Source organism: Microbacterium sp. CIAB417, from assembly GCF_022788845.1.
Window position 1 is genome coordinate 637,999 of sequence record NZ_JAHZUT010000001.1, and the last position, 13,038, is coordinate 651,036.

The 13,038-nt window shown below is 69.1% G+C and carries 11 protein-coding genes; 8 read left to right on the forward strand and 3 right to left on the reverse strand.

Annotated elements, in window-relative coordinates:
- Window positions 1-5: 5 nt before the first annotated feature.
- The 4 genes from ilvD to ilvC all read left to right on the forward strand — a co-directional run bounded on the left by ilvD (window position 6) and on the right by ilvC (window position 5,203).
- The gene (gene ilvD / locus KYX17_RS03150; RefSeq protein WP_243225137.1) at window positions 6-1,721 is read left to right on the forward strand and encodes a dihydroxy-acid dehydratase; all 1,716 of its coding nucleotides are present in this window, start codon (window positions 6-8) and stop codon (window positions 1,719-1,721) included.
- A 59-nt stretch (window positions 1,722-1,780) separates the two neighbouring features.
- Complete coding sequence (locus KYX17_RS03155) at window positions 1,781-3,583, forward strand: acetolactate synthase large subunit (RefSeq protein ID WP_243225149.1); 1,803 nt, start codon at window positions 1,781-1,783, stop codon at window positions 3,581-3,583.
- 4 nt (window positions 3,584-3,587) lie between these two features.
- Window positions 3,588-4,097, forward strand: a complete 510-nt coding sequence (gene ilvN, locus KYX17_RS03160) for an acetolactate synthase small subunit (protein ID WP_243225157.1) — start codon at window positions 3,588-3,590, stop codon at window positions 4,095-4,097.
- Between the two features lie 77 nt (window positions 4,098-4,174).
- Window positions 4,175-5,203, forward strand: a complete 1,029-nt coding sequence (gene ilvC / locus KYX17_RS03165) for a ketol-acid reductoisomerase (RefSeq protein WP_243225166.1) — start codon at window positions 4,175-4,177, stop codon at window positions 5,201-5,203.
- A 52-nt stretch (window positions 5,204-5,255) separates the two neighbouring features.
- On the opposite strand, the gene KYX17_RS03170 is transcribed toward ilvC, so the two are convergent.
- The gene (locus tag KYX17_RS03170) at window positions 5,256-8,084 is read right to left on the reverse strand and encodes an FAD-binding and (Fe-S)-binding domain-containing protein (protein ID WP_243225168.1); all 2,829 of its coding nucleotides are present in this window, start codon (window positions 8,082-8,084) and stop codon (window positions 5,256-5,258) included.
- Window positions 8,085-8,152: 68 nt separating this feature from the next.
- Between KYX17_RS03170 and KYX17_RS03175 the strand changes: the two genes are divergently transcribed.
- Window positions 8,153-8,812: a GntR family transcriptional regulator gene (locus tag KYX17_RS03175; RefSeq protein WP_243225170.1), complete on the forward strand. Its 660-nt coding sequence runs from the start codon at window positions 8,153-8,155 to the stop codon at window positions 8,810-8,812.
- Window positions 8,813-8,886: 74 nt separating this feature from the next.
- On the opposite strand, the gene KYX17_RS03180 is transcribed toward KYX17_RS03175, so the two are convergent.
- Window positions 8,887-9,831, reverse strand: coding sequence for a hypothetical protein (locus tag KYX17_RS03180; protein WP_243225172.1), 945 nt, complete (start codon window positions 9,829-9,831; stop codon window positions 8,887-8,889).
- A 72-nt stretch (window positions 9,832-9,903) separates the two neighbouring features.
- Here KYX17_RS03180 and KYX17_RS03185 point away from each other — a divergent pair, with 72 nt between their 5' ends.
- From KYX17_RS03185 to serA, 3 genes are all read left to right on the forward strand, one after another.
- The gene (locus KYX17_RS03185) at window positions 9,904-10,383 is read left to right on the forward strand and encodes a hypothetical protein (protein ID WP_243225174.1); all 480 of its coding nucleotides are present in this window, start codon (window positions 9,904-9,906) and stop codon (window positions 10,381-10,383) included.
- Window positions 10,380-10,742, forward strand: coding sequence for a hypothetical protein (locus KYX17_RS03190; RefSeq protein WP_243225178.1), 363 nt, complete (start codon window positions 10,380-10,382; stop codon window positions 10,740-10,742). Before KYX17_RS03185 ends, KYX17_RS03190 begins: the two co-directional genes overlap by 4 nt.
- 124 nt (window positions 10,743-10,866) lie before the next feature.
- Window positions 10,867-12,471 (forward strand): phosphoglycerate dehydrogenase, encoded by a 1,605-nt coding sequence (serA, locus tag KYX17_RS03195; protein WP_243225181.1) that lies wholly within the window; start codon window positions 10,867-10,869, stop codon window positions 12,469-12,471.
- Here the strand turns inward: serA and KYX17_RS03200 are convergent.
- Window positions 12,443-13,012, reverse strand: a complete 570-nt coding sequence (locus KYX17_RS03200) for a TetR/AcrR family transcriptional regulator (RefSeq protein ID WP_243225183.1) — start codon at window positions 13,010-13,012, stop codon at window positions 12,443-12,445. The genes serA and KYX17_RS03200 overlap by 29 nt on opposite strands.
- Between the last annotated feature and the right edge of the window lie 26 nt (window positions 13,013-13,038).

The following is a 13,038-nucleotide window of genomic DNA, read 5'->3' on the forward strand; positions in this document are numbered from 1 at the left end:
CCGTCATGGCCCCGCAGGATTCCACGGACGCGTCCGTCGACATCAAGCCCCGAAGCCGCGTCGTCACCGACGGCATCGAAGCCACCACCTCGCGAGGCATGCTGCGCGCCGTCGGCATGGGGGACGCGGACTGGGACAAGCCGCAGATCGGCATCGCATCCAGCTGGAACGAGATCACCCCGTGCAACCTGAGCCTGGATCGCCTCGCGCAGGGCGCCAAGGAGGGCGTGCACTCCGGCGGGGGCTACCCTCTGCAGTTCGGCACGATCTCCGTCTCGGACGGCATCTCGATGGGTCACGAGGGCATGCACTTCTCCCTCGTCTCGCGTGAGGTGATCGCCGACTCCGTCGAGACGGTCATCATGGCGGAGCGCCTGGACGGCACGGTCCTGCTGGCCGGCTGCGACAAGTCCATCCCCGGCATGCTCATGGCGAGCGCCCGTCTCGGGCTCTCGAGCGTCTTCCTCTACGCCGGGTCCATTGCGCCGGGATGGGTCAAGCTGTCCGACGGCACCGAGAAGGACATCACGATCATCGACTCCTTCGAGGGGGTCGGAGCCTGCCGCGCCGGCCGCATGAGCGAGGAGGACCTCAAGCGGATCGAGTGCGCTTTCGCCCCAGGGGAGGGCGCGTGCGGCGGCATGTACACGGCGAACACCATGGCATCCGTCGCCGAGGCGCTCGGACTCAGCCTCCCCGGCTCGGCCGCGCCGCCGTCCGCCGATCGCCGTCGCGACCAGTTCGCGCACCGGTCCGGCGAGGCGGTCGTGAACCTCCTCCGCCAGGGCATCACGACCAAGGACATCCTGACGAAGGAGTCCTTCGAGAACGCGATCGCACTGGCGATGGCACTCGGTGGTTCGACCAACGTCGTGCTCCACCTGCTGGCGATCGCGCGCGAGGCCCAGGTCGAGCTGAACCTGCACGACTTCAACCGCATCGGCGACCGCACGCCGCACATCGCGGACATGAAGCCGTTCGGCCGCTATGTCATGAACGACGTCGACCGCCAGGGCGGCATACCGGTCATCATGAAGGCGATGCTCGACGAGGGTCTGCTGCACGGCGACGCGCTCACCGTCACCGGGAAGACGATCGCGGAGAATCTGCGCGAGCTGGATCCGGACCCCATCGACGGCGACGTCATCCACACCTTCGACGACCCGATCCACGCCTCGGGCGGGATCACCATCCTGCACGGATCGATGGCGCCGGAGGGCGCCGTCGTGAAGTCCGCCGGTTTCGACGCCGACGTCTTCGAGGGCCCTGCGCGCGTGTTCGAGCGCGAGCGCGCCGCCATGGACGCCCTCGCCGAGGGCGGGATCAGGGCCGGCGACGTGGTCGTCATCCGCTACGAGGGTCCGAAGGGCGGACCGGGCATGCGGGAGATGCTCGCGATCACCGGAGCCATCAAGGGCGCGGGACTCGGAAAAGATGTACTACTCTTGACAGACGGACGATTCTCAGGCGGCACAACCGGCCTGTGCATCGGCCACATAGCACCCGAAGCGGTGGACGCCGGTCCCATCGCCTTCGTGCGCGATGGTGATCTGATACGGGTCGATATCGCAGCTCGTTCTCTCGACCTACTCGTCGACGAGGCGGAGCTCGCCTCCCGCCGCTCTGGCTGGGAGCCGCTTCCCCCGCGCTATACCCGTGGCGTTCTTGCCAAGTACGCAGCCCTTGTGCGCTCTGCCGCCGAGGGTGCGACCACCGGTTGAGCCCCGGGCGCCCGAGCCCGCGGCCCCGACGACCGCTCATCAGATCCAAGGAAAGACACATGACTGCTGATTCCGTGTCGGCCGTGCCTCGGCCGCCCGCCCGTCAGACCGCAGCGCCGGAGCTCACCGGCGCCCAGGCGCTGGTGCGTTCGCTCGAGCTGCTCGGCGTCACCGACGTGTTCGGGATCCCCGGCGGCGCGATCATGGAGGTCTACGACCCGCTGCTGGACTCCACCGAGGTGCGTCACATCCTGGTGCGGCACGAGCAGGGCGGCGGCCACGCGGCCGAAGGCTACGCCGCGGCCTCGAACAAGGTGGGCGTCACGATCGCGACATCCGGACCGGGGGCGACGAACCTCGTGACGGCCATCGCGGACGCCTACATGGACTCCGTCCCGATCGTGGCCATCACCGGGCAGGTGTTCTCCACGCTGATGGGCACGGACGCCTTCCAGGAGGCCGACATCGTCGGCATCACGATGCCGGTGACGAAGCACTCGATCCTGGTCAAGGACGTGCACGAGATCCCCGGAGCGGTCGCCGCGGCCTTCGAGATCGCCTCCACCGGCCGTCCCGGGCCCGTGCTCGTGGACATCACGAAGGACGCGCAGCAGGCCAAGGCGCCGTTCATCTGGCCGCCCAAGGTCGACCTGCCGGGATACCGTCCCGTCACGAAGGCGCACGGCAAGCAGATCCAGGCCGCGGCCGCCCTGCTGGCCGAGTCGAAGAAGCCGGTGCTCTACGTCGGCGGCGGCGTGATCCGCGGACGCGCCTCCGAGGAGCTGAAGAGTCTCGCCGAGGCGACCGGGGCGCCGGTCGTGACCACGCTGATGGCGCGGGGCGCCTTCCCGGACTCCCACCCGCAGCACCTCGGCATGCCCGGCATGCACGGCACGGTTCCGGCAGTGCTGGCGCTCCAGGAGTCCGACCTCATCGTCGCCCTCGGCGCGCGGTTCGACGATCGGGTCACGGGGAAGGCGGCGCTGTTCGCCCCGAACGCGAAGGTCGTTCACGTGGACATCGACCCGGCCGAGATCTCCAAGATCCGCACCGCCGACGTCCCGATCGTGGGCGACGTGCGCGACGTGCTGGTGGACCTGGAGACCGCGTTCCGCAGCACGACCAGCAACGCCAAGCCCGACATCGACGAGTGGTGGTCCTACCTGGACGGGCTGCGTGACGAGTTCCCGCTCGGATTCCAGCCCACCAGCGACGGGCTGCTCTCCCCGCAGTACGTCATCCAGCGCATCGGCGAGCTGACCGGCCCCGAGGCCGTGTACGCGGCCGGCGTGGGGCAGCACCAGATGTGGGCCGCGCAGTTCATCAAGTACGAGCGACCGAACAGCTGGCTGAACTCGGGCGGCGCCGGCACCATGGGCTACTCGGTTCCGGCGGCCATGGGTGCCAAGGTCGCCGAGCCCGATCGCGTCGTGTGGGCGATCGACGGAGACGGATGCTTCCAGATGACCAATCAGGAGCTCGCGACGTGCGCGATCAACGGCATCCCGATCAAGGTCGCGATCATCAACAACTCGTCCCTGGGCATGGTGCGCCAGTGGCAGACCCTCTTCTACGACGGCCGCCACTCCAACACCGACCTGAACACCGGGCACGGCACCGTGCGTGTCCCCGACTTCGTCAAGCTCGCCGAGGCCTACGGCTGCCTCGCGATCCGCGTGGAGAAGGAGGAGGACGTGGATGCCGCGATCCAGCAGGCGCTGGAGACGAACGACCGTCCCGTCGTGATCGACTTCGTGGTGTCCGCCGACGCGATGGTGTGGCCGATGGTGCCCCAGGGGGTCAGCAACAGCTACGTCCAGTACGCCATCGACCATGCGCCGTCGTTCGAAGGGGAGGAGTGAGACCATGTCGACTCATGTGCTGAGCCTGCTCGTCGAGGACACCCCCGGCCTGCTGACCCGCGTCGCCGGGCTGTTCGCCCGCCGCGGCTTCAACATCGAATCCCTCGCCGTCGGGGTGACCGAGGTGCCGGGCATCTCCCGGATCACCGTCGTGGTCGACGTCGAGGACCTGCCGCTCGAGCAGGTGACGAAGCAGCTGAACAAGCTCATCAACGTCATCAAGATCGTCGAGCTCGACTTCGCGACCTCCGTCCAGCGCCATCACGTGCTCGTGAAGGTGCGCACCGACAACGCCACCCGCTCGAACGTGCTCGAGATCGTGAACCTGTTCCGCGCCTCGGTCGTCGACTACGCGGCCGACGCGGTCGTGATCGAGGTGACGGGGGACAAGGGCAAGATCGATGCGATCCTCCGCGCGCTGGAGCCCTTCGGCATCAAGGAGCTCGCGCAGTCGGGGCTGCTCGCCATCGGCCGCGGCGGCAAGAGCATCACCGAACGCGTCCTTCGCGGCTGACTCCGTTCCGCTCGTCGAGCGAGCGGAACGAGTCGGAACGCACTCATGACCAGACCACCATCAAGGAGAAACACAAAGTGAGTACTGAGATCTTCTACGACGCCGACGCCGACCTGTCGCTCATCCAGGGCAAGAAGGTCGCGATCGTGGGCTACGGCTCGCAGGGCCACGCCCACGCGATGAACCTGCGCGACTCGGGCGTCGAGGTCGCCATCGCCCTGAAGGACGGCTCGAAGTCCATCGTCAAGGCGGAGGAAGCGGGCTTCCCGGTCAAGAACGTCGCGGACGCGACCGCCTGGGCCGACCTCATCATGATCCTCGCGCCGGACCAGCACCAGCGCACGATCTACTCCGAGTCGATCGCCCCGAACCTGGCAGCGGGCAAGACGCTCGCCTTCGCGCACGGCTTCAACATCCGCTTCGGCTACATCGACGCGCCGGAGGGCGTGGACGTCATCCTGATCGCCCCGAAGGCCCCCGGCCACACGGTGCGGCGCGAGTTCGTCGCCGGCCGCGGCATCCCCGACATCATCGCGGTCGAGCGCGACGCGTCCGGCCAGGCCTGGGACGTCGCCCTCTCGTACGCCAAGGCGATCGGCGGCACCCGTGCGGGCGTCATCAAGACGACCTTCACCGAGGAGACCGAGACCGACCTGTTCGGCGAGCAGGCCGTCCTGTGCGGTGGTATGAGCCACCTCGTCCAGGCCGGGTTCGAGACGCTCGTCGAAGCGGGTTACCAGCCGCAGATCGCCTACTTCGAGGTGCTGCACGAGCTGAAGCTCATCGTCGACCTCATGTGGGAGGGCGGCATCGCCAAGCAGCGCTGGTCGATCTCCGACACGGCCGAGTTCGGCGACTACGTGTCGGGACCGCGCGTGGTCGATGCCCGCGTCAAGGAGAACATGAAGGGCGTGCTCGCCGACATCCAGTCCGGCGCGTTCGCCAAGCGCTTCATCGAGGACCAGGACAACGGTGCGACCGAGTTCCTCGCCCTCCGCGAGAAGGAGCAGGGTCACCCGATCGAGGTCACCGGTCGGGAGCTGCGCTCGCTGTTCTCCTGGAAGCAGACCGACGAGGACTACACGGAGGGCAGCGCCGCGCGCTGATCACCTCCACGACGAGGAACGGGCGTCTCTTTCGGGACGCCCGTTCCTCGTTTCAGCGGGTGAGTTCCTCGAGCACCTCGACGACGTGGCGGTAGGGCTTTCCGGTGGCCCGGGTCATCCCGATCTCGCACGTCCGGTTCGCCGAGACGAACGCGTCGAAGCCGCGTTCCGCGTCGGCGGCCGCGATCTCCGCGGACTCCACGGCCGTCGCACTGGCCGTGAGCTCCGGATGCAGCATGCCCCGGTCCCCGGCGAAGGCGCAGCATCCCCATCCGTCCGGGACGTACACCTCCTCGGCGACCGCTGCCGCCAGCTGCGTCAGGGCGCCGGTGGCTCCGAGAGCGGTCGTGGAGCACGTGGGGTGCACGGCGACGCGGTCGAGCCGGCGCGTGACCTCCAGCCGGGGGAGCGCCTCCCTGGCGAGGTAGGTGGTGGCGTCCTCGATCACCAGTCCCGAGAACTCCGGATGCTTCGCGGCGGCCTTCGCGAGCATCACGTGCAGCCCCTCCGTGCAGGATGCGGCATCGCATACCACCGGGATCTCTCCCTGCCGGCTGGCCTCCCACAGCGAGGCGAGCACGCGGTCGGTCATGCGGTCGTAGCCGGTCAGATGCCCCTTGGACTTCCAGGGGGTTCCGCAGCACAGCCCGCCCGCTTCGTCGGGGATCGCGATCGTGAGCCCGGCCCGCTCGAGCAGGGCCAGCACCGCGTCGCGCGAACCCTCGCCGTGGCCTTCGGCACCGAACATCGTCCCGATGCATGCGCCGAAGAAGACCACCTGTGCGTCGGCCGGCGAGACCGGGCGCGGCGGCGCCGAACCTCCACGCGGCAGGCCGCCGTCGTACAGCGGTACGGTGTCCGTCCCCAGCAGCGCGCGCCCGAGCCGTGTCACGCCGGTCACGAGCGGGGCCGGAAGCGCGTCGGCGACGGTGAGGGCGACGCCGCCGGCCCTCGTGACGACGCCCCAGCTCCGTGCCGCGGCATCCCACAGGCCGTCCTCGACCTTCGACGCCTCTTCGGCCCGCAGCCGGCGCACGAGGTCACCGGTGTTGATGTCGACCGGGCAGGCCACGCCGCACATCCCGTCGACGGCGCACGTCTGGACGCCTTCGTAGTCGTAGTCCGCCCGCAGCTCCGCGAGCAGTTCGTCATCGCCCTGCTCCTCGGCCCAGGCCATGTCGCGCCGCAGCACGATCCTCTGACGGGGCGTGAGGGTGATGCTCTTGCTCGGGCAGGTCGGCTCGCAGTACCCGCACTCGACGCAGCGGTCCACCTCGGCCTCGACCGTGGGAACGCGCTTGAGATCGCGCAGGTAGGACTCCGGGTCCTCGGACAGCACGACCCCGGGGTTCAGGATGCCCGAGGGGTCGATCAGGCGCTTGATCTCCCACATCATGTCGGTCAGCTCGTCGCCGTACTGCCGGCGCACGAAGGGCGCCATGATCCGCCCCGTGCCGTGCTCGGCCTTGAGCGAGCCGCCCTGCCCGAGCACCAGGTCGACGAGGTCGGCGGTGAAGCGGCGATAGCGCGCCAGACTCTCGGCATCGTCGAAGCGTTCGTTGAGCAGGAAGTGCACGTTGCCGTCCTTGGCGTGCCCGAAGATGACCGACCCGTCGTAGTCGTGCTCGGCGAACAGGTCGATCAGGCGCTCGCAGGTGACCAGCAGTCGGTCGACCGGCACGACGATGTCCTCCAGCAGGGCGGTGGTGCCCGAGGGGCGGGCGCCGGCGACCGCTGTGTACAGTCCCTTGCGGACGTGCCACAGGGATGCGCGCTCGGCGGCATCCGTGGTCAGCCTCGGGGCGACGGCGAGTGGCAGTTCAGCGAACCGTGCAAGGGCCGCCTCCGACGCGGTGACCAGTTCGGCGGCATCCGATGCGTGCACCTCGACGAGCAGCGCCGCGTGACCGTCGACGGCGATCTCGGCGATGGATGCCGGAACGTCGCTGAGCCCCTGGGCGACGCGCAGCGACGCGGCGTCCATGAGCTCGATCGTGGCGAGCCCCTGCGCCGCGAGAGCGGGGAGTGCCGCCATGGCGTCCGCCAGCGTCGTGAAGACGAGAAGCCCCGTCGCGATCTGCGGCCGGACGCGGATCGTGCGGAAGCGCGCCTCTGCGACGAAAGCGAGAGTTCCCTCGGAGCCGATCACGAGGTGCTCGAGGATCTTCACCGGATCCTCGAAGTCGAGGAGGGAGTTGAGCCCGTAGCCCATGGTGTTCTTCATCGAGAACTGCTGACGCACGAAGGCGGCGGCCTCGGGGGAGTCGATCAGCCGCCGTCGCAGGGCGAGGAGACCGTCCGCGATCTCCGGCTCGGCGGCGCGCAGCTGCTCCAGGGCATCCGGGGCCCCCGTGTCGAGCACGGTGCCGCTGGGCAGCACGAGAAGGAGCGACTCGATCGTGCGGTACGAGTTCTCCGTGATGCCGCAGGCCATGCCGCTGGAGTTGTTCGCCACGACGCCGCCGATCGTGCACGCGATCTCGCTCGCCGGGTCGGGACCGAGCTTGCGGCCGTACCGTGCGAGGCGGGTGTTGACCTGGCGGACCGTCGCACCGGGGCCGACGCGCACCAGAGCGCCGTCCTCCTCGATGACGATGTGGCGGAACGCCGAGCGGGTGTCGACCAGGATGTCGCCCGTCACTCCCTGTCCGGAGAGGCTCGTGCCGCCCGATCGGAAGGTGAGCGTCCGCCCGGCCGCGCGCACCGCGTCGAACGCGCGCGCGACGCCCTCGGCATCCTGCGGGCAGAGCACGGCGTCGGGCACCAGCAGGTAGTGCGATGCGTCATGGGCGCGGGCGAACCGATCGATCGAGCGCGCCGTCACCGCCGTGCAGGGGCCGAGCAGGTCGACGTCGAGGGGAGTGGCGAGCGCAGTGGACACGGAGCTTCCTCGCTTCAGATTGTCTGACAAGAATACTGAAGCAGTCTAGCGTCGCCTAGGCTGGCGACATGACGATCGCACCGGAACAGGCTCTCGGCGTGGTGGGCGTCGTGGAGGCCGTGACGCGACGGCTCCGTGCCCGCATCCTGGACGGAAGCCTCCGCCCCGGAGAGGCGGTCACCGAGGCGCGGGTCTCCGCGCTCTACGACGTCGCGCGCCCGAGTGCGAAGGCGGCCATCGAACAGCTCGTCGCGTCGGGTCTGCTCGCGCGCACCGCGCATCGCAGCGCCCGCGTGGTCGCGATCGACGCCGGCATGGTGCGCGACGTCTATCGCACCCGCACCCGGCTCGAGAGCGCGGCTCTGCGGGAACTGGCTGCGGTGAGGGAGTCGCCGGCGGCGGCGTCCGAGGCCAACGCCGAGATCCTCGCCCTGCCGGCGGGGCCGGACCCGGCGACCGTGGACCCGGATCTGCGCTTCCACACCGCGATCATCGACGCGCTCGGCAGCGACCGCACGTCGCGCATGTACCGCAGCGTCCTGGACGAGGTGCGGCTGTGCATGGCGCAGGTGCAGGGCCGACGCCTGCTGGACGCGGCCGTGATCGGTGCGCAGCACGCCGCGATCCTGGATGCCGTGGCCGCCGGGGACGGCGACGTCGCCGCAGCACTGCTCGCCGAGCACCTGGCTGCGGCCGAGGACCGACTGGTCGACGCGCTGACCGACTGATACCGTCCGACGCACTGACCGACTGATACCGTCCGACGCGCTGGCCGACCGAGTCCCCGTCGAACGCTGCTCGGCTACTGCTCTGCGGGCGCGTCCTCCACCATGATCGGCGGAGTGACATCGTTCGCCCACACCGGCGCCGGAAGCGGCGTGTCGACCTGACCGGCCTGGATCGCGCGCAGCGCCTCGGTGATCTCGTCGGCGTTCTCCGGCACGGGAAGACCGCAGGTGCGCATCTCGGACTCGAACTTCAGCGTCAGCCGGATCTTCCCCGCCTCGATGGCCTCCGCCGTGGTCCCGGACATGATCTCGCTGCCGGTCTGGATGTCGGACACCTCGTCGCACACGTGGTAGACCTGCCCGCCCTCGACCCAGTACACCTGGTCCTCACCGAGCAGCTGGATGACGGCGGACTGATCCGCGGTGTACTGCTCGACAGAGGGCGGATCGAAGTCGATCCCGAAGAAGACGGCGATCCCCGCCAGGACGATGCCGATGACGCCGGCTGTCGCCTTCTGGCCCTTGTCCATGTCCTTGTTCAGGAAGATCAGGATGATCAGCGGGACGAACGCGATGATGGCGATGATCACGCCCAGCTGGTTCTGGACGAAGAACTTCACCGTCTCCGACTTCTTCGCCGGGTCGAGGCGGTTCGCCTTCTTCCACAGCAGCGAGCCGCCGATCGAGAGCGCGGCGATCACGACGAGCAGCACGATCAGCGCGATGAAGGCCCACTGCGGGAACTGCGCTTCGACGCCCTGTTCCTCGAGCAGTCCGGTGTCCGGATCGCGCACGAGGGTGCCGTCCTCGCCGACGAACACCCGCTGGCGAAGCAGCCAGAAGATCCCGACGGCTTCGGCGGCGATCGCGAGCACCCACAGCCCCACGGCGATCCAGCGGAACGTCAAGGACTTCTGCTTGGCCGCCGGCGTCGGCTTCCACTCGGCGCCGCCGGTCGGTGCGGCTGCCTCTGTCGGATCGCCGGTCCTGTCGACGGCCTCGTTCTTGCCCTCAGCCACGGTGTGCTTCCCCTCGTCGATAGCTGGCCCCGAGCCTACTGGGACGGCTCCCGGCATCGCTACGCTGGAGTCATGACATCGGATGCCGAAGATGCGCTCTCCTGGGAGGGCGACGACGATCGACCTCCCAGGAGAGCCTCGCTGCCGCCCGGCTGGAACGCGGTCGGCAAGGGAAGCGACGGCGTCATCACGGAAGGCGAGTCCGCGGAGGCGGACTCCGACGAGCCGCCTGCGGAATCCGACGTCGAGCCTGCGGGGATGAGCACGGCCATGCTGCTGCTCGTCGGCGTCTTCGGGGGGATCTACCTGCTCTACACGGTGGGCTGGGTGATCGGCGGCATCAATATCAAGCCCCTCGCCAACCTCATCGTCTCCGATGCCATGTATCTGCCGTGGTTCGTGCTGGCGATCGCGGCTCCCGCGCTCTGGATGCTCGTGGCGTGGGTGCTGACGCGGGGCCGAGCGGCCTGGGTGCGCGTGCTCCTTCTGCTCGCCGGGGCCGTGCTGCTCGTGCCGTGGCCCTTCGTGATGATGGGAGCGATCGGATCATGACGGAGAACACCTCGTCCGCCTCCGCCGCCGAGACGCGTGGAGGCCCGCGCTGGCTCACCGCGCTCGTGGTCGGCGTGAGCGGTCTCTTCTACGCGTACGCGGTCTGGAACGCGATCGCGCACCTCATCGCGATGGCTCAGCCGGCGGGCCTCACTCCGACCGGCTGGATCACGCTGGTGTTCGGCGCCGTGTTCCCGGCGATCGTCTTCGCGCTGGCCTACGCGATCGGTCGGCGCCGCAACGTCGGCGAACTGGCGCTGGTGATGCTCGCGGGGCTCTCGGTCGTGGCCGTGTTCTGGCTGAGTCTCGTCGGCTACAGCATCCTGAACATGGACGCACTGGTCGTCCTCGACGCCTGAGTCCGAGCTGTCACACGGCGCGGGGCGGCATCCCTGCTCCGGTACAGTGGAACCGATCGCGCCCCGAAGGCGTGCGGCGCATCGATCCCATCCGCGTCGTGACGCCCACCCCGAAGGATCCGCTGTGCCGAAGCCCGTCGTGCTCATCGCCGAAGTTCTCTCGCCCGCCACGATCGAGGCCCTCGGCCCCGACTTCGACATCCGCCATGTCGACGGGACGGACCGGGAGGCGCTGTTCTCGGCCCTGGCCGATGCGGACGCGGTGCTGATCCGTTCGGCGACGAAGGTCGACGCCGAGGCCCTCGCGCACGCGCCCCGGCTGAAGGTCGTCGCCCGCGCCGGCGTCGGCCTCGACAACGTCGACATCAAGGCCGCGACCGCGGCGGGCGTCATGGTCGTCAACGCGCCCACGTCCAACATCATCTCCGCGGCCGAGTTGACCTGCGCGCACATCCTGAGCCTCGCCCGTCACGTTCCGGCGGCGAAGGCGTCGCTGGCGGCGGGGGAGTGGAAGCGCAGCTCCTACACCGGAACCGAGCTGTTCGAGAAGACGCTCGGGGTGATCGGCCTCGGCCGCATCGGCGCCCTCGTCGCAGCGCGCATGCAGAGCTTCGGGATGAAGGTCGTCGCCTACGACCCGTACGTGACGAGCGCACGCGCACAGCAGCTCGGCGTCGAGCTGCGCACGCTCGACGAGCTCGTGGCCGAGAGCGACTTCATCACCATCCACATGCCCAAGACCCCGGAGACCACCGGGATGATCGGGGCGGCCCAGTTCGCCGCCATGAAGAAGACCGGTTACGTGATCAACGTCGCCCGCGGCGGACTCATCGACGAGGAGGCGCTGCACGACGCGCTCGTCGCCGGTGAGATCGCCGGGGCGGGACTCGATGTGTTCACGTCCGAGCCACCGGTCGAGGGCGGATCCGCCCGTGCCCTGCTGGAGCTGCCGAACGTCGTCGTCACGCCGCATCTCGGGGCCTCCACCGACGAAGCCCAGGAGAAGGCCGGTGTGTCCGTGGCCCGCTCCGTGAAGCTCGCTCTCGAGGGCGACCTGGTTCCGGACGCCGTGAACGTGGCGGGGGGCGTCATCGACCCGTTCGTGCGCCCCGGCATCGACCTCGTCGAGAAGCTGGGCCAGGTGTTCAGCGGGCTGGCGTCCTCGGCGCTGACGAGCCTCGACATCGAGGTGCGCGGAGAGCTGGCCGACTACGACGTGAGCGTCTACAAGCTCGCGGCGCTCAAGGGCATCCTGTCGAACGTCGTGAGCGAGAACGTCTCCTACGTGAACGCCCCCCTGTTCGCCGAGCAGCGCGGCATCGAGGCGCGCCTCGTGGTCGAGAAGGAGAGCCCCGAGTACCGCAACCTCACCACGCTCCGCGGCGCCCTCGCCGACGGGACCGTGCTCACGGTGGCCGGCACGCTGGCCGGCACGCGGATGGTGCAGAAGATCGTGGGGGTCAACGGATACGACATCGAGGTCCCGCTCGAGAAGCACCACATCGTGATGCTCTACACGGACCGTCCCGGGATCGTCGCCGTGTACGGCCAGCGATTCGGCGATGCGGGCATCAACATCGCCGGGATGCAGATCGCACGTCGCGAGGCCGGCGGTCAGGCGCTCTCCATCCTCACGGTCGACTCGCGCGTTCCTGACGAGCTGCTGGCCGAGGTCGGCAAGGACATCGACGCCACCGTGATCAAGCAGATCGAGATCGTCGAGGAGTGATCGCGCTCGCTCTGAGCACGAGGTCGATGAGCGCCTGGAGCTCCGGCCCGTGCGGGACGAGGCGTTCCGGCCCGTTCACGTCGAGCGAGTTGTTGAAGTAGAGACCGTCGCTGACCAGCATCACGAGGTCGAGAGCCGTCTCGTCGCGGACGTGAGGGCGGATCGTCTCCGACCAGCGACGGCGCACCTCGCGCAGGGCATCGGATGCCGCGGCATGGCCGCCCTGGGCCAGCCGGGACACGGCGATCAGGGCGCGGTCGAGGGCGTCGTCCTCCATCACGGAAGTGCGGATGTAGTACGCCACCGGACCCTCCGGCGCCTCGGCCATGCGGGCGAGGTCCAGATCGGTCAGATGCTCGAGGCGCTCCACGAGCCCGGCGGACAGATCGTCCTTGGAGCCGAAGTGGTAGAGCAGTCCGCCCTTGGACACCCCGGCGGCCTTGGCCGTCGCCTCGAGCGTCGCGGTGCGCTCCCCGTCGTCGATGAGGATCGCCTCGAAGGCATCGAGCACGCGTTCGCGGGCCAGGGGAGGACGGGGCATCGGGCACCTCTGCTCAGGGCGTGATC